General features: G+C 49.5%; 21 protein-coding genes. 11 read left to right on the forward strand and 10 right to left on the reverse strand.

From position 1 onward, the window contains the following. Positions 1-13: 13 nt before the first annotated feature. Both A7098_RS08080 and A7098_RS08085 read right to left on the reverse strand, forming a co-directional pair. Positions 14-1249: an oligosaccharide MFS transporter gene (locus tag A7098_RS08080; protein ID WP_105280620.1), complete on the reverse strand. Its 1236-nt coding sequence runs from the start codon at positions 1247-1249 to the stop codon at positions 14-16. A 254-nt stretch (positions 1250-1503) separates the two neighbouring features. Continuing rightward, positions 1504-2586 (reverse strand): LacI family DNA-binding transcriptional regulator, encoded by a 1083-nt coding sequence (locus A7098_RS08085; protein ID WP_105280621.1) that lies wholly within the window; start codon positions 2584-2586, stop codon positions 1504-1506. A 234-nt stretch (positions 2587-2820) separates the two neighbouring features. Between A7098_RS08085 and A7098_RS08090 the strand changes: the two genes are divergently transcribed. The 3 genes from A7098_RS08090 (at position 2821) to yliI (ending at position 6589) form a co-directional block, all read left to right on the forward strand. Next, on the forward strand, positions 2821-4875 hold the full coding sequence (locus A7098_RS08090) for a beta-galactosidase (protein WP_000357591.1): 2055 nt from the start codon (positions 2821-2823) through the stop codon (positions 4873-4875). Between the two features lie 104 nt (positions 4876-4979). Then, positions 4980-5363, forward strand: coding sequence for a biofilm formation regulator BssR (gene bssR / locus A7098_RS08095; RefSeq protein ID WP_000497144.1), 384 nt, complete (start codon positions 4980-4982; stop codon positions 5361-5363). Positions 5364-5473: 110 nt separating this feature from the next. Next, positions 5474-6589 carry an aldose sugar dehydrogenase YliI gene (gene yliI, locus A7098_RS08100; RefSeq protein ID WP_105280622.1) on the forward strand — a complete coding sequence of 372 codons (1116 nt, stop codon included), beginning with the start codon at positions 5474-5476 and terminating at the stop codon, positions 6587-6589. Here yliI and gstB read toward each other — a convergent pair. Further along, the gene (gene gstB, locus A7098_RS08105) at positions 6586-7212 is read right to left on the reverse strand and encodes a glutathione S-transferase GstB (protein ID WP_105280623.1); all 627 of its coding nucleotides are present in this window, start codon (positions 7210-7212) and stop codon (positions 6586-6588) included. The two genes, yliI and gstB, sit on opposite strands and share 4 nt — an antisense overlap. A 246-nt stretch (positions 7213-7458) precedes the next feature. On the opposite strand from gstB, the gene dacC reads away from it, so the two are divergent. Continuing rightward, entirely contained in the window at positions 7459-8661 is a 1203-nt protein-coding gene (dacC, locus tag A7098_RS08110; protein ID WP_105280641.1) for a serine-type D-Ala-D-Ala carboxypeptidase, read from the forward strand. Between the two features lie 47 nt (positions 8662-8708). Here dacC and deoR read toward each other — a convergent pair whose 3' ends face one another. Next, positions 8709-9467, reverse strand: coding sequence for a DNA-binding transcriptional repressor DeoR (deoR, locus tag A7098_RS08115; RefSeq protein ID WP_105280624.1), 759 nt, complete (start codon positions 9465-9467; stop codon positions 8709-8711). Positions 9468-9524: 57 nt separating this feature from the next. Beyond that, a complete protein-coding gene (gene ybjG, locus A7098_RS08120; protein WP_105280625.1) occupies positions 9525-10121 on the reverse strand; it encodes an undecaprenyl-diphosphate phosphatase in 597 nt (198 codons plus the stop codon). Positions 10122-10404: 283 nt separating this feature from the next. Between ybjG and mdfA the strand changes: the two genes are divergently transcribed. Next, positions 10405-11637, forward strand: coding sequence for a multidrug efflux MFS transporter MdfA (gene mdfA, locus A7098_RS08125; RefSeq protein ID WP_105280626.1), 1233 nt, complete (start codon positions 10405-10407; stop codon positions 11635-11637). Positions 11638-11677: 40 nt separating this feature from the next. Here the strand turns inward: mdfA and ybjH are convergent, their stop codons facing one another. From ybjH to A7098_RS08140, 3 genes are all read right to left on the reverse strand, one after another. Continuing rightward, the gene (ybjH, locus tag A7098_RS08130; RefSeq protein ID WP_077629224.1) at positions 11678-11962 is read right to left on the reverse strand and encodes a protein YbjH; all 285 of its coding nucleotides are present in this window, start codon (positions 11960-11962) and stop codon (positions 11678-11680) included. Between the two features lie 84 nt (positions 11963-12046). After that, the gene (gene ybjI, locus A7098_RS08135) at positions 12047-12862 is read right to left on the reverse strand and encodes a 5-amino-6-(5-phospho-D-ribitylamino)uracil phosphatase (RefSeq protein WP_105280627.1); all 816 of its coding nucleotides are present in this window, start codon (positions 12860-12862) and stop codon (positions 12047-12049) included. Continuing rightward, positions 12862-14070: an MFS transporter gene (locus A7098_RS08140; protein WP_105280628.1), complete on the reverse strand. Its 1209-nt coding sequence runs from the start codon at positions 14068-14070 to the stop codon at positions 12862-12864. Before A7098_RS08140 ends, ybjI begins: the two co-directional genes overlap by 1 nt. Positions 14071-14153: 83 nt before the next feature. On the opposite strand from A7098_RS08140, the gene rcdA reads away from it, so the two are divergent. After that, a complete protein-coding gene (rcdA, locus tag A7098_RS08145; RefSeq protein WP_001250444.1) occupies positions 14154-14729 on the forward strand; it encodes a DNA-binding transcriptional regulator RcdA in 576 nt (191 codons plus the stop codon). A gap of 135 nt (positions 14730-14864) precedes the next feature. On the opposite strand, the gene A7098_RS08155 is transcribed toward rcdA, so the two are convergent. Continuing rightward, positions 14865-16550 carry an aspartate:alanine antiporter gene (locus A7098_RS08155; RefSeq protein ID WP_001024863.1) on the reverse strand — a complete coding sequence of 562 codons (1686 nt, stop codon included), beginning with the start codon at positions 16548-16550 and terminating at the stop codon, positions 14865-14867. 268 nt (positions 16551-16818) lie between these two features. On the opposite strand from A7098_RS08155, the gene A7098_RS08160 reads away from it, so the two are divergent. Further along, positions 16819-17196 carry an inner membrane protein YbjM gene (locus A7098_RS08160; protein WP_000681103.1) on the forward strand — a complete coding sequence of 126 codons (378 nt, stop codon included), beginning with the start codon at positions 16819-16821 and terminating at the stop codon, positions 17194-17196. Between the two features lie 31 nt (positions 17197-17227). Here the strand turns inward: A7098_RS08160 and grxA are convergent, their stop codons facing one another. Further along, a complete protein-coding gene (grxA, locus tag A7098_RS08165) occupies positions 17228-17485 on the reverse strand; it encodes a glutaredoxin 1 (protein ID WP_001195223.1) in 258 nt (85 codons plus the stop codon). A gap of 159 nt (positions 17486-17644) precedes the next feature. Here grxA and A7098_RS08170 point away from each other — a divergent pair, with 159 nt between their 5' ends. The 4 genes from A7098_RS08170 (at position 17645) to A7098_RS08185 (ending at position 20165) form a co-directional block, all read left to right on the forward strand. Next, complete coding sequence (locus A7098_RS08170) at positions 17645-17932, forward strand: YbjC family protein (RefSeq protein WP_001201565.1); 288 nt, start codon at positions 17645-17647, stop codon at positions 17930-17932. Next, on the forward strand, positions 17916-18638 hold the full coding sequence (gene nfsA / locus A7098_RS08175) for a nitroreductase NfsA (RefSeq protein ID WP_105280629.1): 723 nt from the start codon (positions 17916-17918) through the stop codon (positions 18636-18638). The genes A7098_RS08170 and nfsA overlap by 17 nt, the downstream gene beginning before the upstream one ends. Before the next feature lie 60 nt (positions 18639-18698). Then, positions 18699-19601, forward strand: a complete 903-nt coding sequence (gene rimK, locus A7098_RS08180) for a 30S ribosomal protein S6--L-glutamate ligase (protein ID WP_000684316.1) — start codon at positions 18699-18701, stop codon at positions 19599-19601. An 87-nt stretch (positions 19602-19688) separates the two neighbouring features. Then, positions 19689-20165, forward strand: coding sequence for a YbjN domain-containing protein (locus A7098_RS08185; protein WP_000203025.1), 477 nt, complete (start codon positions 19689-19691; stop codon positions 20163-20165). Positions 20166-20245 lie beyond the last annotated feature (80 nt).

Here is a 20245-nt window from a genome sequence, read left to right on the forward strand (position 1 = left end):
GCGCAAATGGTTATCAGGCTACAGGGTTTTCAGTTAGCGCCTCGACTGGCTGGCTGCTGGATTTGTCCCGCAGCGTAAAGACCGAAATAAGCGTGAAGCAACCGGCAATCGCCCCCAGGATGAGATAGGTTTCAGCAAAGCCAATGGTGTCATACAGATAGCCGGCAATAGGTGAATAGATTGCCGTGGCGATGGATGCCACAAAAAGCACCAGCAGGTAGACCGTCGAAGAGAGTTTATGATCAAAGTTAGCTGCGATAAATTTAAACACAGATACCAGGATCAGTGGTTTTTCGATGGCGTGCATCATTTTAACGGCTGCAATCCACACTGGTCCCAGTTGGATTGCAGAACCGGCAATGCGCAACGACATAATGGTTCCGGCAATCACTAATGCCCATTTTGCGCCAGTGCGGTTAACAAACCACGGCATCAGACAGAGAAATAGGGTTTCTCCACAGACCTGGACAGAAGCCAGAATCCCGTACCAGCGATTGCCTTCTTCTGGTGTCGGAAATTGCAGCGAAAAATATTGTGCGAATTGTTGATCGTAGGTGTCATAAATTTGCGTTACGAACAGAGTGAACATCAATAAAAACCAGAACTGACTATTTTTCGCCAGTTCAAGCGCATGGATAGCTTTCAGCGAATTGGTTTTTTCAATTTCCGCCTCGGTCAGTTCGATTTTGGTAAACATAAAGCAGATTGCGGCGACCACAATGGCACAGCTTGCCAGCCAGAAAGAGAGATTAGGGCTGGTATCAATGTATTTACCCACAATCCACGCGGCGGCGGCCCATCCCAGAGAGCCCCACATTCTTACGCGACCATATTCAAAATGATAACGACGCGAAACTTTATCTATCCAGGAATCCAGAACGCCACAGCCAGAATTAAAAATGATCCCCAGGTAAACGCCACCCAAAACAGCGCCCAGCCAGAAGTTATGAACCAGAAGCGGGGCGTACACATAAATAAAGAATGGGCCTACGGGAAGTAATAATGCGACGAGGAGCCAGATGAGTTGTTTCTTAAGACCAAATTTATCGGAGATGAAACCGAAGAACGGTTGCATTAATAACGCAATGAAAGCATTAACGGAATAAAGTAATCCTGTGCGTGTGGCGGTAATTTCCAGATGCTGTGTCGTCCATATGACAAAAAATGCCATCGTTGCCGACCAGGCAAAGAGGTACAGGAAATCGAAAATACTGAGCAAAATATAATTACGTTTACCGGGCAATAACATAGCCATATCCTCAATCACTGGCGTTGGGTCATTTACCGTTGGCACAGGCATTCGCTGTGCTTACTGGTTATTGTTTTGGTATGCATCTCCGGAAAATGTCATACGTTAACAATTTCATTTTTACTCTGACCCTGACCGCGATGATTAGGCAATGTGTTAAATGAATGTTTGCGATTTGCATCACAATTATTGCTGGTAATAAAAAAGATTTAGCGAAATAGATCACTAAATCTTTTTATGGGAACGTATTACTTTTATGCCTTGCGTGTTAGCTCATCCGCCAGTGTGCGAAGGTGTTCAGCAATATTCATCAGATCTGTCTGTGGTGAGTGCAGAGGGCCAGCAGAGTTACGCACGACCAGGCGGCTGGGAAGGATGGTTGAAGAGCGGAGCATCGCATGTTCATCGTCCGGCTGTAAAATCTGTTGAACGGCAATTTTCCCTTGTAAATCAAAGTCGATTGCGACGGTCGTTAGCGAAGGTTCAAAAAACGCACTCTCATAGGTGTCGTCATAGCCAATGACAGAAATATCTTGCGGGATTTTACGTTTTTGTTGATGTAAGGCGCTTAACGCCCCCAATGCCATCTGATCATTGGCGATCAGAAGAGCGGTCGCCTGTGGCGTTTCACGTAGCATCTGTAACGTCGCCAGATAGCCGCTTTGAGCGTCCCAACTACCGTAATGAATGGCCAGCGGCGTCAGTTGGAGTGAGGAGAGGGTATCGCGCCAGATATTGAGTCGTAGCCGCGCTGGTACTGAATTTTCTGGGCCAGAGACCAGGCAAAATTGACGATGCCCCAAATCGTAAAGATATTTCACGCTGGCGCGTGCACCTTCTGCGGGATTAAAGGTGACGTTAAACACCGGGCTATAAGGATCCACGTCGAGAAACAGACACAATACATCGCTGTTTTCAGCAACCAGAGTTTCAGCCAATGCCGTTTCCAGTGGTGCGTTGATAATAATCTTTGTTACCCGTTGTGCTTTTAAGTCATTAATTGCAGCCTGAATACCTTTAATATCAACATCATCAATCATGGATATCAGCACCTGATATCCCTGTTCTCCGGCATATTTTTTCACTGCTGCCGCAATTTGCGAGGGGGCATGTAGGGCGAGCGAAGTTGTAACCAGCCCGACCGTTTTGCTCTCTTTCCCTACCAACTGTTGAGCTACGCGATTTGGAACGTATTTAAGTTCGGCAATGGCTTGTTCAATTTTTTGACGTGTTTTGGCAGACACGTTCGCTGAATTGTTAAGCACCCGCGACACTGTCTGATAAGAAACATTGGCATGACGAGCAACATCGGCAAGGGTTGCAGCTTTGGTTTTCATATTCGCCCCGGCTAAAAAATTTGTCACAGTATACCGCAGTGAATGTCATACGTATCACGCTCACCTGTCTCAGTGCTGGTAAGCTGAACCGACGAACCTGTTTGAAGGGAAAAAACGCGTACTTGATCACATTCTTGCCGGACATTCCTTGCATAGCGAAGCAATTAATTACTAGATGATATCGTTGTGAACGAATAACATTTTTTGTCTGTTTAAAACAATTCAGGAGTCAGCATGGACAAGCACCCACCGATCATCCCCAGGGCCCCATGGTTACTTCATGGTGCTGATTACAATCCGGAGCAATGGTTACATGTCCCTGGGATTCTGGAGAAAGATATCGCCATGATGCAACAGGCTGGTTGTAACACCATGTCGGTGGGCATTTTTAGCTGGTCAATGCTGGAACCCACAGAGGGTGAGTATCGCTTTGACTGGCTGGATGAAGTGCTGGATAAACTTCATGCTGGCGGGATTTCTGTCTTCCTCGCAACACCAAGCGGAGCAAAACCCGCCTGGCTTGCAGCTCGTTATCCAGAGGTTCTGAGAGTTAGCGCCTCACGCGAGAAAATGCTTCACGGAGGTCGCCATAATCATTGCCTTTCTTCGTCAGTGTATAAAGATAAAGTGACGCAAATTAACCGTAAGCTGGCGCAGCGATACGCCAATCATCCGGCGGTTCTGGGGTGGCATATCAGTAATGAATATGGCGGAGAGTGTCATTGTAAGGGATGCCAACAGGCGTTTCGCCGTTGGTTGCAGACTCGTTACACCACTCTTGAGGCGCTTAATCAGGCATGGTGGACTGGCTTCTGGAGCCATACATACAGTGACTGGTCACAAATTGAATCGCCTTCCCCATTAGGTGAGATGTCTAACCACGGTTTGAATCTTGACTGGCGGCGCTTTGTCACATCGCAGGTAAAAGAGTTCTACCAAATGGAGATCGCGCCGTTAAAAGCTGAACGCCCAGATTTACCTGCGACGACCAATTTTATGTGGTATTTCAATGACTACAACTACTGGGCATTAGCCGAAGTGGTTGATTTTGTGAGTTGGGATAGCTATCCCATGTGGCATAAACAGGAAGATGAACGCGCCGTTGCCTGTAAAACAGCGATGTATCACGACCTGATGCGTACCTTGAAAAATAAACCGTTTATTCTGATGGAATCCACGCCCAGCCAGACAAGCTGGCAGCCAACCAGCAAATTGAAAAAGCCGGGAATGAATATTCTTTCTTCCTTACAGGCCGTCGCTCACGGCGCAGACGGCGTGCACTATTTTCAGTGGCGTAAGAGTCGTGGCGCCGTGGAGAAGTTTCATGGTGCGGTAGTTGATCATGTCGGTCATCTGGAGACGCGTACCGGGCGCGAAGTCATACAACTGGGGCAACGGCTGGCTCATCTTAACCAATTGGTTGGGACGAAAACGCAGGCAAAAGTTGCCATTATTTTCGACTGGGAAAACCGCTGGGCGGTCAATGATGCTGCCGGGCCGCGCAATTGCGGTATCCACTACGAGCAAACGGTAGTGGAGCATTACCGACCTTTCTGGGAGCAGGGCGTGGCGGTCGATATTATCAATGCTGATTGTGATCTTACGGGTTATCAGTTAGTTATTGCCCCAATGCTCTATATGGTTCGCGATGGATTTGCTGCTCGTGCTCGCGCCTATGTTGACGCTGGTGGCAATTTTGTCACCACTTACTGGTCCGGGATAGTCAATGAAACCGATTTATGTCACCTGGGTGGGTTCCCTGGCCCGTTGCGTGACCTGATGGGTGTGTGGGCTGAAGAGATTGATAGCCTTAATGATTATCAGCATAACGAAGTTATCTGTGAGCCGAATGCGTATGGACTGCAGGGGCAATGGCAGGCACGGGAATTATGTGCGGTTATTCACGCCGAAGGTGCACAGGTTCTGGCGCGCTATGGCGAGGATTTTTATGCGGGTACGCCTGCGTTAACGGTAAATCACGTCGGACAAGGTCGAGCTTTCTATGTGGCTTCGCGTAATGATGCGTCATTTCATCAAGCGTTTGCCGCGATGTTGATCAACACACTTCATCTCCCAAAAGCACTTGCTACTGAACTTCCTGCTGGCGTTATTGCAACGCGTCGGACAGACGGCGATCAGGAATGGGTTTTTGTACAAAACTACACTGCTCATGTACAAAATATTGTGCTTCCTGGAGCGTGGCGAGTGGCGGAAACAGGTAAAGCTTGTTCACAAGACTTAGAACTGGCGCCGTGGGGATGCGAGGTGCTGGAAAGAGAAATAATGTAAATTCTTATTAATAAAATGTGAAGTATTGATCCCTGACAGCATTTTGTACAAAAAGCAGCCATACTATTTAATTGCACAAAGGCTGCAAAGAGGAGGATCGAAGTATGTTCGTTGACAGACAGCGAAGCGATCTACTTAACCGGTTGATCGATGCAAGAGTTGACCTCGCCGCATATGTGCAACTGAGGAAGGCCAAAGGATACATGTCCGTCAGCGAAAGCAATCATCTACGAGATAACTTTTTTAAACTGAATCGCGAACTGCACGATAAATCGCTGCGGTTGAATCTTCATCTGGATCAGGAAGAGTGGAGTGCTCTTCATCATGCTGAAGAAGCATTAGCGACAGCCGCAGTATGTTTGATGAGTGGGCATCATGATTGCCCGACTGTTATTACCGTCAACGCCGATAAGCTTGAAAATTGTCTGATGAGCTTAACGCTGAGTATCCAGAGCCTTGAAAAGCACACCATGCTTGCGCAGGCCTGAAAACTAAGGGGGAGAAAGCGTCTCCCCCTTCATGTTTAAGTTTTTGTAAAAATGAATTTGTCATCTCCTCCACTGACTACGCTTTAAGCCAGAGTCAATCCGGAGGCGTTATGCATCGACAATCCCTTTTCCTTGTGCCCTTTCTCTGTGTTTCTTCCGCTCTCTGGGCGGCTCCCGCGCCGGTAAATGTCGAAGTACTGCAAGACAAACTCGACCATCCGTGGGCGCTGGCCTTTTTACCTGATAATCACGGCATGTTAATCACCCTGCGCGGTGGCGAGTTGCGTCACTGGCAAGCAGGAAAAGGATTATCTGCGCCGCTTGTCGGTGTGCCGGAAGTCTGGGCGCGCGGGCAGGGCGGCCTGCTGGATGTGGCATTAGCGCCTGATTTTGCCCAGTCGCGCCGCATCTGGTTAAGTTATTCCGAAGTTGGCGATGATGGCAAAGCCGGAACTGCCGTGGGGTATGGCCGCTTAAGTGATGATCTCTCAAAAGTGACCGACTTCCGCACCGTTTTTCGCCAGACACCAAAACTTTCTACCGGCAACCATTTTGGCGGGCGGCTGGTCTTCGACGGTAACGGTTATCTTTTTATTGCTCTGGGCGAAAACAATCAGCGTCTGACGGCGCAAGATCTGGATAAATTACAGGGCAAACTGGTGCGTCTGACCGAACAGGGCGAGATCCCGGATGATAATCCCTTTGTAAACGAATCCGGTGCGCGAGCCGGGATCTGGTCTTATGGCATTCGTAACCCGCAAGGGATGGCGATGAATCCGTGGAGTAATGCGCTGTGGCTGAATGAACATGGCCCGCGCGGTGGTGATGAAATTAATATCCCGCAAAAAGGCAAAAACTACGGTTGGCCGCTGGCAACCTGGGGCATTAATTACTCAGGTTTTAAAATACCGGAAGCAAAAGGGGAAATCGTCGCCGGAACCGAGCAACCGGTTTTTTACTGGAAAGATTCGCCCGCCGTGAGCGGTATGGCCTTCTATAACAGTGACAAATTCCCCCAGTGGCAGCAAAAATTATTTATTGGCGCGCTGAAAGATAAAGATGTCATCGTGATGAGCGTCAAAGGCGACAAAGTGACGGAAGATGGCCGCATATTAACGGACAGGGGGCAGCGAATTCGTGACGTTCGCACAGAACCCGACGGTTATTTATACGTTCTCACCGACGAGCCCAACGGGGAATTACTCAAAGTTAGCCCACGCAATTAGCTAACGGGGATCATCACCACTTTGCGCACAGCGGGGCGTTCGGTGAGTTGCTGATACCAGCGTTGCAGATTCGGACGCGGTGTCCAGGTCAGGCCAACGTTAAACAAATTGTAAATAAACGGTGCGATAGCGATATCGCCCACACCAAACTCGTCGCCAGAAAACCATTTTACTTTTGCCAGCTCCGCATCGAGTAGGGCAAACAGGGCATCGCACTCTTTGCAGCTGGCATCAATGGCGGCCTGATTACGTTCTTCTGGTGGCGTTCTGACTAATCCCATCAGGATCCCACGATGGGCATTGCTGAGCGTCTGGTTTGCCCAGTCCATCCACTTTTCGGCTTCTGCGCGACGTGCCGGTGAGTCGATCCACAGACGTTCTTGCCCGTACTGTGCAGCCAGATAGCGGACAATGGCGTTTGATTCCCAAAGAATTAAACCACTTTCGTCATCACGCAACAGCGGCACCAGCCCGTTAGGGTTCATCGCCAGAAAATCGGCGTCATGGTTTACCCCAAACTCACGACCCGCCAAAATTTGCTCATAAGGCAGTTCCAGTTCTTCGAGCGTCAGCAACACTTTTTTAACGTTGGTTGAATTATTCCGACCCCACAACGTAATCATACTCACCCCTTTTCCGACAGGCAGCCACAGGCTGAACAGGACTCCGATGGTGAAGTAAAGTTAACTTTTAAGCAACAGCGAGTAAAAAAATGACGCCAGAAGCAGCGAAGCTGCAGGATATTGCATAAACTTTAAAAACTTTACCAACTTACGGTTTCTTTAAACTTGTGTGTGCGTTATTAATCACCGAACTTATCATACGGCGATATAACGTATTTTTTTTGAATGGATACTCGGGTGGCATTTATGACGCAATACTCCTCTTTCCTTCGTGGTCTTGCAGCGGGTTCTGCATTTTTATTCCTTTTTGCCCCAACGGCATTCGCGGCAGAACAAACCGTTGAAGCGCCGAGCGTGGATGCGCGTGCATGGATTTTAATGGATTACGCCAGCGGTAAAGTGCTGGCAGAAGGCAATGCGGATGAGAAACTGGATCCCGCGAGTCTGACTAAAATCATGACCAGCTATGTGGTTGGGCAGGTGCTTAAGGCCGATAAGATCAAACTCACCGATATGGTGACGGTCGGTAAAGATGCCTGGGCGACGGGAAACCCGGCACTGCGCGGTTCGTCGGTAATGTTCCTCAAACCGGGCGATCAGGTTTCGGTGGCGGATTTGAACAAAGGTGTGATTATCCAGTCCGGTAATGACGCCTGTATTGCGTTGGCCGATTACGTTGCCGGGAGTCAGGAGTCATTTATTGGTTTGATGAATGGTTATGCCAAAAAACTGGGCCTGACCAACACCACCTTCCAGACGGTGCACGGTCTGGATGCGCCGGGGCAATTCAGTACCGCGCGCGATATGGCATTGCTGGGTAAAGCATTAATCCACGATGTGCCGGAAGAGTACGCTATTCATAAAGAGAAAGAGTTTACCTTTAACAAAATTCGTCAGCCTAACCGTAATCGTCTGCTGTGGAGCAGCAATCTGAATGTTGATGGCATGAAGACCGGAACCACGGCAGGTGCGGGATATAATCTGGTTGCTTCGGCTACCCAGGGTGATATGCGTTTAATCTCCGTAGTGCTGGGGGCAAAAACTGACCGCATCCGTTTTAATGAGTCTGAGAAATTACTGACCTGGGGCTTTCGCTTTTTTGAAACCGTGACGCCAATTAAACCTGATGCCACCTTTGTGACTCAGCGCGTCTGGTTCGGTGATAAGAGCGAAGTGAATCTCGGCGCAGGCGAAGGGGGATCAGTGACCATCCCACGCGGGCAACTGAAAAACCTGAAAGCGAGTTATACGTTAACGGAACCGCAGCTCACCGCGCCGCTGAAAAAAGGTCAGGTTGTCGGCACCATTGATTTCCAGCTTAACGGTAAATCTATTGAACAGCGTCCGCTGATCGTGATGGAAAATGTGGAAGAGGGTGGGTTCTTTGGTCGGATGTGGGACTTCGTGATGATGAAATTCCATCAGTGGTTCGGCAGCTGGTTCTCTTAATCTTCTGATGACCGGATGGCGCGGAAACGTCATCCGGTTATGCGTCATTAATACATCAACTTAATACGCTGCGTCTGCGCGTACTTCACATACTCATCTTCCGGGCAACAATCGCTTACCACAATATCAAAGCGTTTCAGCTCGCCCATGCGCGCCGGACGTACCTTGCCAAACTTACTGTGGTCGACAACCAGCACGTGCTTTTGTGCCATTGACATAGCCCAGTGTTTTACCGGCAACTCTTCAAGATTAAAACAGGTTGCGCCTTTACTGACATGTACGCCAGCTGCGGAATAAAAAGCGATATCCGGGCAAAAATTATTCAGTGTTTGCTGAAAATCAATGGGTTTGAAAATGGCGTTGCTGGCGTGAAATTCACCACCGCAAAGAAACGCGCGGCAATGGGGTTTCTCTTTCAGCGCCAGAAAGGTATTTAGCGAATAACAAACGGCGGTGAAAGGGATTTCATTATCTATCGCTTCAATAATCCACGGCGTGGTGGTGCCGCAGTCAAAAAAGAGGGTCTGATCGGGTTCAACCAGCGTCGCGGCCAGTTTTGCCGCCCGGCGTTTTTCTTCCACCAGGCGGGATTTTTGATCGCTTAACAGGTAATGGCTGGCACTACGCGGTTCCAGAACAATATAGCCGCCGAGTAGTACGACGGGGGCACTGTTGTTATTCAAATCGCGACGAATCGTCATCTCTGAAACCCCAAGCAGGGCGGCGGCATCCTTCAGGTGTAACTTATCGCTGCGTTTTAATTCTTGTAGTAACTGCCCTATACGCTCTTCGCGACGTGTTTCCATATTCCCTCTGAATAGTTATTGAAGCGAGCCGCCTGATATTACACTTTTTATCCGAAATCAGCCACGCACCCAGCCTTTACGTATAGGTAAGGCGAAACAGAAGCGATACCATAATTGCAGCTTCTGGTAGAGCATTGCCCCCACAGCCTGCCAGATAATCTGGGCGCTAAGGCAACCAATCATTCCTGCCAATAATCCACCGAGCATGTCCAGCGGCCAGTGAACACCGAGATAAACACGTGACCAGGCAATGACCACCGCCAGCGTCATGAGGATTGCGCCTGACCACAGGCGATGCCAGCATAAAAATGCCAGCGCAAAGGTAAATATCACCGTGCCGTGATCGCTTGGGAAAGAGTCATCCGCCGCATGATGCAGGAAGTTATAGCCGATATGATCAACAAACGGACGGTTGTGCGGAAATAAGTGCCCCATCGTCCAGGAAACAAACAGGCCGACCGCCAGCGCGATAGCGATTTTTATCACCAGTTGCCGTTGCGCTGTAAACCCCCATAGCCAAAGCACCGTAGCCAGCAGCGGTACTACAGTAATTAAATCTTTGGCAATAAAAATCGCTAACGAAATCATCCATGCGGATGAGTCTGGCGTCGCGTTAATAAGAGAGAATAATGAGTAATTCAGATTTTCCAGCATAACTTTCAGACTCAAAAGGTGATTATTGGGGAGCCATCAGGCAAGTCGATGAGCATAAAGTGCATGTTAAACAGGGTAAAGCGGCATCGTCTTATTTCACTTTCGGATTGGTTTACAACAGGGAATAGTAACGAGAAGGAATTAAATAAAGCTTAAAGAAAGAGTAGCTATACTCGGAATAATGTAAGAATGTGCTTAAGCGTGGTTTCACCTACAAAATTTGCTTTCTCGTTTGCCGCGCTTTTATTAAACTTTGCGCGATTATTATTGGCGAAGAAATTGCATGCAAAATAGATTAGCTTCCGGTGCCCGGCTTGGACGTCAGGCGTTACTTTTTCCTCTCTGTCTGGTGCTCTACGAATTCTCGACCTATATCGGCAATGATATGATTCAACCCGGTATGCTCGCTGTAGTGGAAGAGTATCAGGCGGGTATTGACTGGGTTCCTACTTCGATGACCGCTTACCTGGCGGGCGGGATGTTTTTACAGTGGCTCCTGGGACCGCTGTCGGATCGTATTGGCCGCCGTCCGGTGATGCTGGCGGGCGTGGTGTGGTTTATCGTCACCTGTCTGGCAATATTGTTGGCGCAAAACATTGAACAATTCACGCTATTACGCTTCCTGCAAGGGATAAGCCTTTGTTTCATTGGCGCTGTCGGATACGCCGCGATTCAGGAATCCTTCGAAGAGGCGGTTTGTATCAAGATCACCGCGCTGATGGCGAACGTGGCGCTGATTGCTCCGCTACTCGGTCCGCTGGTGGGCGCCGCATGGATTCATGTGCTGCCCTGGGAGGGGATGTTTGTCTTGTTTGCCGTATTGGCAGCGATCTCCTTTTTCGGTCTGCAACGCGCTATGCCGGAAACCGCCACGCGTATTGGTGAGAAACTGTCCCTGAAAGAGCTTGGGCATGACTACAAGCTGGTGCTGAAGAACGGTCGCTTTGCTGCCGGAGCTCTGGCGCTGGGGTTCGTCAGCCTGCCGTTGCTGGCGTGGATCGCCCAGTCACCAATTATCATTATCACTGGCGAAAAGTTGAGCAGCTATGAATATGGTTTGCTGCAAGTGCCAGTTTTCGGGGCGTTAATTGCGGGTAACTTGCTGTTAGCGCGTTTGACCTCGCGCCGCACCGTTCGCGCATTGATCATCATGGGCGGTTGGCCGATTATGATTGGCCTGTTAGTCGCCGCTGCCGCAACGGTTATCTCATCGCACGCGTATTTATGGATGACCGCCGGGTTAAGTATTTATGCTTTTGGTATTGGCCTGGCGAATGCGGGGCTGGTGCGATTAACCCTGTTTGCCAGCGATATGAGTAAAGGTACGGTTTCTGCGGCGATGGGGATGTTACAAATGCTGATCTTTACCGTCGGTATCGAAATCAGTAAACATGCCTGGCTGAACGGGGGCAACGGCCTGTTTAATCTCTTTAACCTTGCCAACGGAATTTTGTGGCTGCTGCTGATGTTTATCTTTTTAAAAGATAAACAAACAGGAAATTCAAACGACGGATAAGAAAATGCCTGGTTGCTTTGCACAATCAGGCATTCATGGATTAATGGTGATGGTCGTCGATTTGATGTTCGATAACCATCCCTTCGCCTACGCTGGCAAGGTGACGAACATACGGATGTGGGCGGTAAGCCGGAGCTGGAGTAGGCGCCACATAGACAGTTTGCGGTACAGTCGCGACGCTGACCGCTTGTGGAACGCTGACTGAATCGGGGACTACCACCACTTTGTATCCGCTCGGCACATCAACGGTGACACTTTGCGCCATTGCCACACCAGTAAAACTCAACAGAAACGCGCCCAGCAGTACACAATTTTTCATCATCATTTCGCCTGAAATAATCCAGAAGGGGAATTTCCGCGAATTATGCATCCTTCATTCAGGCATTGTGTTGCCGGGCGTGCTGCCGTTTTATTGATTAAATGGCGCTTCGTGCTTAAGAACTTTATCGATCACATCCAGTACGCCTTCACGGTTATTGGAGCCAGCGCGGTATTTCGCCGCAGCTACGACCGCGTTGCCGGCATTTTCCATCGCAAAGCTAAAGTCAGCCTGGCGCAGCATTTCGATATCGTTACCGCCATCGCCAAAGACCACCACTTCACTGTCGTCTATTCCCCATAACTTCTGGAGTTGCCGCAGGCCATTGGCTTTATGTACGCCGGGGATAATCAGATCGATGCTACCGTTGCCGGTGTGAACCGGCACCATAATATCGCCAATCGAATCATGTAACTCTTTTTGCACTTGCGGAATGAGTTCGTCAGAGAGGTTTAACCCAAATTTGAAGAAAATATCGTCGATATTGTCAAAGTTATCGACATATTCCAGACGGTGATAATACATTTCCGCCACCGTTTTCATGGCATCGTCATATTTTTTGAGGGTATAGGCGCTATTTTTTCCGCAGGCAATAATTTCCACTTCCGGGCGCGTCAGTAAATGTTCCACTACAGTGGTAAATGCATTTTTCGACAGCTTGCCATTAAAAACATCTTTGCCTTCGCTCACTACCCAACCGCCGTTTTCTGCCACAAAGGCAATTTCATCGGCAATTTCGGGGAAGAAAGAGATCAACTGATAATATTGATTCCCGCTGGCGACCACAAAGCGAATCCCTTGTGCTTTCATTTGCTGATATTGAGCCATAAACCGCTCGCGGTTATAGGTTTTTTGATCGCTTAAGAAAGTACCATCCATGTCTACCGCAATTAATTTAATGCTCATCAACTATTCTCCATCGCCGTTTGCGTTTTGGTATCGGGTTTGGCGACGGCCTTCGCGACAATAGCCGCGAGAATAACCAGCGCCAGTACAACCAGCATTGCACTACGTAATCCATAATGTTCGCCGAGATAGCCCAGCAGCGGCGGCCCGACGAGGAAAGCCAGATAACCGGTTGTTGCTACCACGCTGACGCGGGTCGGCGCATCGGGGCCGGTATCACTGGCGGCAGAAATGGTCAGTGGGAAGCCCAGAGAAGCTCCCAACCCCCAAAGGACAACAGACACCCCCGCGACCCAGGCGCTATCGACAAAAATAATCAGCCCAATACCCAATGCCCCCATTAGTGCACTGGCACGAACCACGGTAACGCGACTGTAACGGTCGATGAACCAACCGCCGGTAAAGCGTCCAATAGTCATCCCCAGGGTAAAACCGGCATAAATCAGCGAGCCGGAAGTAGGGCTAAAACCGTGACCGTCAACCATTAATAAGGGTAACCAGTCGTTGGCAGAACCTTCGGCAAAGGCCATCGCCAGCACTACAACACCAATCAGCAGCAACTGGATATCGCGATAAAAAGGTACGCCTTTTTCACCATGCTGGGTGCCATCGGCAGCATTTTTGCCCGTACCGTCAGGGATTGCCTGAATGGCGATATAAATAGGCGCGATGCCTACCAGCGCCGCCAATAAAATGTGCACCGTTGCCGGAACGCCAAAGGCCGTCAGCGCCATCCCGACACCAGCACCTGCCAGCGTGCCCAGGCTATAAAAGCCGTGCATCATCGGCAAAACCGTTTTATTCATTTCTCGCTCAACGGCGGCACCTTCAACGTTTATCGCCACTTCCGCAGAACCAAAACTGGCTCCAAAGACGCCAAGACCCACGGCAAAGAGCACGGGCGATGTCAGCCAGAGCGCCAGACTTAATATCATCATCCCGATCAACGCGCAGGACATCGTGACCAGGATGACATTACGCGTCCCAAAACGTTTCACTAACCACGCCGAGCAGAGAATTCCGCTCATCGAACCGATCGACAAGCCAAAGAGTACACCGCCCATTTCAGCGATCGAAACAGAAAGAATATCGCGGATAGCAGGCGTACGGGTTGCCCAGGATGCCATTAACAGGCCTGGCAAAAAGAAGAACATAAACAGCGCCCAGGTTCGGCGTTTCAAGGCATTACGTGAAGAATTTACGGTCATAGATCACGTCAAAAAAAGAAGAGGGAAGACAACATTAGCAAGGTTGTGTACATTTGTACACAATTGCAAAGAGAGGAAATGACATGCGTCGCGCTAACGATCCGCAACGGCGAGAAAAAATCATCCAGGCCACGCTGGAGGCGGTGAAACTTTACGGAATACATGCCGTTACACACCGCAAAATCGCTACCCTTGCCGGAGTGCCGTTGGGGTCGATGACCTACTATTTTTCAGGAATTGATGAGCTGCTGCTGGAGGCGTTCAGCAGTTTTACAGAGATAATGTCTAAGCAATATCAGGCATTTTTTAGCGATGTTAGTGATGCATCAGGCGCCTGCCAGGCCATAACTGACATGATCTACAGCTCGCAGGTTGCAACGCCGGATAACATGGAACTGATGTATCAACTCTACGCATTGGCCAGCCGAAAACCGCTATTAAAAACGGTGATGCAAAACTGGATGCAGCGCAGTCAGCAAACGCTCGAACAATGGTTTGAACCCGGAACCGCCCGCGCGCTGGATGCGTTTATTGAAGGGATGACACTGCATTTTGTCACTGACCGTAAGCCGCTATCGCGCGAGGATATTTTGCAGATGGTGGCGCAATTGGCAGGGCAGGAGATAAAATTCAGGCAACAAAAAACCCACCAACCTTGAACCGAAATGGCGGGGTTGATGGGCTCCACAAAATGGGGACATCAAAGAAAAGCAGTGGCACTAATTAAGACTGATGCCCCGAGGAAAAGTTCTGCGGTTGTGCAAAAAAATTTCATTTTTGGGGCAACTTCAGTTTTATCCGAGTCCTGGCCATACCATTACGATGATTGTCCCTGCCAACGTCAGCAGCACGTTAGCTATTGCATAAGTGCCCGCATAACCTAATGCCGGAATGTTGCTGCGCGCAGTGTCGCTGATGATCTCCATTGCTGGAGCACAAGTACGCGCACCCATCATTGCACCGAATAACAGCGCGCGGTTCATGCGCAGCACATAAGCGCCAAACAGGAAGCAAATCACAACGGGCACCAGGCTGACAATTAACCCGGCAATCAACATCTGACCGCCAATCGCGCCCAGGCCGTTATTGATGCCGCTGCCGGCACTTAAACCAACGCCCGCCATAAATACCATCAAACCGAACTCTTTCACCATGCTTAACGCGCCCTGGGGAATATAGCCGAAGGTTGGGTGGTTCGCTCGCATAAAGCCCAGCATAATACCAGCGAATAACAACCCGGCAGCGTTACCCATGCCGAAGCTGAATGTGCTGAACTGGAAGGTGATCATCCCGATCATCAGACCGATGACAAAGAACGCGCAGAATGCCAGTAGATCAGTAACCTGGCTGTGAATCGAGATAAAGCCGATGCGATCGGCGATGGTTTTCACGCGACGGGCATCGCCGCTCACCTGCAATACATCGCCTTTATTAAGCACCACGTTATCGTCGATCGGCATTTCGATCTGGCTGCGAATGACGCGGTTAAGGAAACAACCGTGATCGGTCAGCTTCAGTTGTGCCAGACGTTTACCGACAGCGTTATGGTTTTTGACGACCACCTCTTCAGTGACGATACGCATGTCGAGAAGGTCTCGATCAAAAACTTCTTTACCATTACGGAAGCTGGGATCGAGTCGGGCGTGGGCGTCGGGATAGCCTACCAACGCTATTTCATCGCCCATCTGTAGCACGGCGTCACCATCCGGATTTGCCAGAATCCCGTTACGACGAATACGTTCAATGTAGCAACCTGTTTGTCGATAAATACCCAGTTCACGCAAGTTTTTGCCGTCGGCCCAGGCGACCAGTTCCGGGCCGACGCGGTAGGCGCGAATTACCGGCAGATAGACTTTACGGCTGGCGTCGGTGTCCAGACCTCGCTCACGAGCGATTTGCTGGGCGCTGGTCTGTAAGTCCTGATGCTGCAACTTAGGCAAGTAACGCGCACCGACAATCAAACTCACCAGGCCAATCAAATAGGTTAATGCATACCCGAGGCTTAAATTATCCAGTGCCGCAGAGAGTTGCCTGCTTTCTATTCCAGAGTGGCGTAAGGTATCGCCCGCACCAACCAAAACCGGTGTTGATGTCATTGAGCCAGCCAACATACCAGCCGTCAGGCCGATGTCCCAGCCAAACAACTTACCCAGCCCTAAGGCGATCAGCAGTGCACTACCGACCATTACCAGGGCTAACATTAGGTAATTTTTACCATCGCGGAAAAAAATGGAAAAAAAGTTGGGTCCGGCTTCGACCCCGACGCAGAAAATAAACAGCATAAAGCCAAGATTAAGCGCGTCGGTGTTAATACTGAAATGTTGTTGCCCTAATAACAGTGATACGACTAAAACGCCAATGGAATTACCCAGTTGGATTGAACCAAGTCGTAATTTTCCGAGACATAGTCCAAGCGCGAGGACCACGAATAATAACAGAATGTAATTCCCATTTAACAATTCGGCGACGTTTATATTCACGGAGACTAACTTCTTGTTTACGAGTAAGCTGTTGAAAGAAATGGTAATTTAAGATAATGTTTTTACCTGAATTCAGAGCGCAGATTCATTCAGCGCACTTAATCAATAGTAAAGTAACAATATATTTTACTAGTGTAATCACATTAGATACCAACGGCTATAAGAATTGTGTTGGCCTATATTAGCATGGAATGCGAAGCGGCTTTATCTTACTGAGCGCCACACCGGCGAAAAATGTGTTCGATAGAGGCAGTGTCAGGAGGAACATGTGAAACATAAACAACATTGGGCGGGGGCAATTTGCTGTTTTGTCCTCTTTATTGTGGTGTGCCTTTTTCTGGCGACACATATGAAGGGAGCTTTTCGGGCTGCCGGGCACCCTGAAATCGGCTTACTGTTTTTCATTCTTCCTGGGGCTGTAGCCAGCTTTTTTTCGCGGCGTAGAGAAGTCCTTAAACCACTGTTTGGCGCAATGCTGGCAGCACCCTGTTCTATGTTAATTATGCGTCTGTTTTTTTCACCATCACGCTCATTCTGGCAGGAGCTGGCGTGGTTGTTGAGTGCCGTCTTCTGGTGTGCGCTGGGCGCGTTATGTTTTTTGTTTATTAGTAGCTTGTTCAGGCCACAACACAGAAAAAATCAATAAAGCCCTCAAACAGAGAGGGCTTATCCGGTAATCAGGCGTCAAGATTCTCTTTCACCCAGGCAGCAAAATCGGTATAGCCACCGATGTGTTGCTGATCGACAAAAATCTGCGGTACGGTTTCTACCGGCTTGCCAGCTTTCTGTTGCAGATCCTCTTTAGTGATCCCTTCAGCACGAATATCCACATACTGATAGTGAAAATCATCGTGTTCATTACTTAACTTTTCTGCCAAATCTTTGGCACGCACGCAGTAAGGGCAACCCGGACGACCGAAAATAACGGTTTGCATTGGCTTTCTCCATTTATCTGTCATGTGTGCATGATCACGCCAAATCTTATTCGCTGAAAGTAGGTTTAACCTGTTGCATTGATTGCTTAAAGCTATAACTGTTAAGCACAACGCGGCGAAAGGTTTTAAACTGGCAGCTCACTTTGCAGAGGGAAGTTTATGCGCGCGATCGGTAAATTGCCTAAAAGCGTGTTGATACTGGAATTTATTGGAATGATGTTACTGGCGGCGGCGCTGTTGTCGATAAGTGACAACTTTTCGCTTCCAGCGCCGTTTTCTACGCCAGAAGCGCAAATTCTGATGATTTTTCTCGGTGTTTTGCTCATGCTTCCCGCTGCGGTGGTGGTTATTCTTCAGGTGGCAAAACGGCTGGCCCCGCAACTGATGAATCATCCACTGGAATCTTCACGTTCAGAAAGAGAAAAAGATAATGACGCCAACCATTGAACTTATTTGTGGTCACCGCTCCATTCGCCATTTCACTGATGAACCTATCTCCGCTGAACAGCGTGAGGCGATTATCAACAGCGCCCGTGCGACCTCCAGTTCCAGCTTTTTGCAGTGTAGTAGCATTATTCGCATTACCGCCCCCGCATTGCGTGAAGCCCTGGTGCCGCTGACCGGCGGGCAAAAACATGTTGCGCAAGCGGCGGAGTTTTGGGTGTTTTGCGCCGACTTTAACCGTCATTTGCAGATCTGCCCGGATGCTCAACTCGGCCTGGCTGAACAGTTGTTGCTCGGTGTTGTTGATACGGCGATGATGGCACAAAACGTCTTAACCGCAGCGGAATCGTTGGGGTTAGGCGGTGTATATATTGGCGGCCTGCGCAATAACATTGAAGCGGTGACGGAGCTGCTGAAATTACCAAAGCATGTTCTGCCGCTGTTTGGCTTGTGTCTCGGCTGGCCTGCGGATAACCCGGATCTCAAGCCGCGTTTACCGGCTTCCATTTTGGTGCATGAAAACAGCTACCAACCGCTGGATAAAGATGCTCTGGCACAGTATGACGAGCAACTGGCGGAATATTATCTTACCCGTGGCAGTAATAATCGCCGGGATACCTGGAGCGATCATATTCGCCGGACGATTATCAAAGAAAGCCGTCCTTTTATTCTCGATTATTTGCATAAACAAGGTTGGGCGACGCGCTAAAACCGTTACGGCGATGTATTATACGCGGGCTTTTGACCAGGTCTGACAGAGAGGTGCAGGGTGAAAATTGCCATATTGTCCCGGGATGGAACGCTCTATTCGTGTAAGCGGTTGCGTGAAGCCGCCATACAGCGTGGTCACCTGGTTGAAATTCTCGATCCGCTTTCTTGCTACATGAACATAAATCCTGCGGCGTCTTCCATTCACTACAAAGGCCGTAAGTTACCCCATTTTGACGCAGTGATCCCACGCATTGGCACTGCTATAACCTTTTATGGGACGGCGGCGCTGCGCCAGTTCGAAATGCTGGGCAGTTACCCGCTGAACGAATCGGTCGCGATTGCCCGGGCGCGTGACAAATTGCGTTCCATGCAACTGCTGGCGCGTCAGGGCATTGACCTGCCTGTCACGGGGATTGCGCATTCGCCGGATGATACCAGCGACTTAATCGATATGGTCGGTGGTGCGCCACTGGTGGTTAAGCTGGTCGAAGGCACGCAGGGAATTGGTGTGGTGCTGGCGGAAACGCGCCAGGCGGCAGAAAGCGTGATTGATGCTTTTCGCGGCCTGAACGCTCATATTCTGGTGCAGGAATATATCAAAGAGGCGCAAGGGTGCGATATCCGCTGTCTGGTCGTCGGTGATGAAGTTGTCGCGGCGATTGAACGGCGGGCGAAAGAGGGCGATTTTCGCTCCAATTTGCATCGTGGCGGCGCGGCAAGCATCGCCAGTATCACGCCGAAGGAGCGTGAAATCGCCATCAAAGCTGCGCGAACGATGGCGCTGGATGTTGCCGGTGTGGATATTCTGCGTGCCAATCGCGGGCCGTTGGTGATGGAGGTGAATGCGTCGCCGGGGCTGGAAGGAATAGAAAAAACCACCGGTATCGACATTGCGGGTAAAATGATCCGCTGGATCGAACGCCACGCCACGGCAGAATATTGCCTGAAAACGGGTGGTTAGTCGCAATCACATTACTGATCATGGTTTTGCCTGCGCTTTTTGCGTAAGCTGTGCCAGTCTTTTTATCGGAAGAGGTTGTACAAAATTATGACATCGCTGGTCGTTCCTGGTCTGGATACGTTGCGTCAATGGCTCGATGACCTGGGGATGAGTTTTTTTGAATGTGATAACTGTCAGGCTTTGCATCTGCCCCATATGCAGAATTTCGACGGTGTCTTTGATGCCAAAATCGACCTGATTGATAACACAATCCTGTTTTCTGCCATGGCGGAAGTCAGGCCTTCAGCCGTGTTGCCGCTGGCGGCGGATTTATCAGCCATCAATGCCAGCTCACTGACCGTGAAAGCATTTCTCGATATGCAGGATGATAATCTGCCAAAGCTGGTGGTTTGCCAGTCTTTATCTGTTATGCAGGGTGTAACCTATGAACAGTTTGCATGGTTTGTACGCCAGAGCGAAGAGCAGATTTCAATGGTCATCCTCGAAGCTAATGCCCATCAGCTGCTGTTGCCGACTGACGATGAAGGGCAAAACAACGTTACCGAAAACTATTTCCTTCACTGATAACTTTTTTCGAGCACGCAGTCGCTGCCGCAGTGACTGCGCGCCGTAATATTTCCTGCTGATTTTAACCTTTCATTAAA

This window comes from Escherichia sp. MOD1-EC7011 (assembly GCF_002965005.1).
Classification (GTDB): Bacteria; Pseudomonadota; Gammaproteobacteria; order Enterobacterales; family Enterobacteriaceae; genus Escherichia; species Escherichia ruysiae.

Coding starts and splice junctions, on each gene's coding strand:
- grxA (WP_001195223.1), bottom strand. CDS start 17,485: ATGCAAACCGTTATTTTCGGTCGTCCGGGTTGCCCTTACTGCGTGCGT.
- A7098_RS08090 (WP_000357591.1), top strand. CDS start 2,821: ATGGACAAGCACCCACCGATCATCCCCAGGGCCCCATGGTTACTTCAT.
- A7098_RS08185 (WP_000203025.1), top strand. CDS start 19,689: ATGACATCGCTGGTCGTTCCTGGTCTGGATACGTTGCGTCAATGGCTC.
- ybjI (WP_105280627.1), bottom strand. CDS start 12,862: ATGAGCATTAAATTAATTGCGGTAGACATGGATGGTACTTTCTTAAGC.
- ybjG (WP_105280625.1), bottom strand. CDS start 10,121: ATGCTGGAAAATCTGAATTACTCATTATTCTCTCTTATTAACGCGACG.
- rcdA (WP_001250444.1), top strand. CDS start 14,154: ATGCGTCGCGCTAACGATCCGCAACGGCGAGAAAAAATCATCCAGGCC.
- A7098_RS08140 (WP_105280628.1), bottom strand. CDS start 14,070: ATGACCGTAAATTCTTCACGTAATGCCTTGAAACGCCGAACCTGGGCG.
- gstB (WP_105280623.1), bottom strand. CDS start 7,212: ATGATTACGTTGTGGGGTCGGAATAATTCAACCAACGTTAAAAAAGTG.
- ybjH (WP_077629224.1), bottom strand. CDS start 11,962: ATGATGATGAAAAATTGTGTACTGCTGGGCGCGTTTCTGTTGAGTTTT.
- nfsA (WP_105280629.1), top strand. CDS start 17,916: ATGACGCCAACCATTGAACTTATTTGTGGTCACCGCTCCATTCGCCAT.
- mdfA (WP_105280626.1), top strand. CDS start 10,405: ATGCAAAATAGATTAGCTTCCGGTGCCCGGCTTGGACGTCAGGCGTTA.
- A7098_RS08080 (WP_105280620.1), bottom strand. CDS start 1,249: ATGTTATTGCCCGGTAAACGTAATTATATTTTGCTCAGTATTTTCGAT.
- A7098_RS08170 (WP_001201565.1), top strand. CDS start 17,645: ATGCGCGCGATCGGTAAATTGCCTAAAAGCGTGTTGATACTGGAATTT.
- yliI (WP_105280622.1), top strand. CDS start 5,474: ATGCATCGACAATCCCTTTTCCTTGTGCCCTTTCTCTGTGTTTCTTCC.
- deoR (WP_105280624.1), bottom strand. CDS start 9,467: ATGGAAACACGTCGCGAAGAGCGTATAGGGCAGTTACTACAAGAATTA.
- bssR (WP_000497144.1), top strand. CDS start 4,980: ATGTTCGTTGACAGACAGCGAAGCGATCTACTTAACCGGTTGATCGAT.
- A7098_RS08085 (WP_105280621.1), bottom strand. CDS start 2,586: ATGAAAACCAAAGCTGCAACCCTTGCCGATGTTGCTCGTCATGCCAAT.
- dacC (WP_105280641.1), top strand. CDS start 7,459: ATGACGCAATACTCCTCTTTCCTTCGTGGTCTTGCAGCGGGTTCTGCA.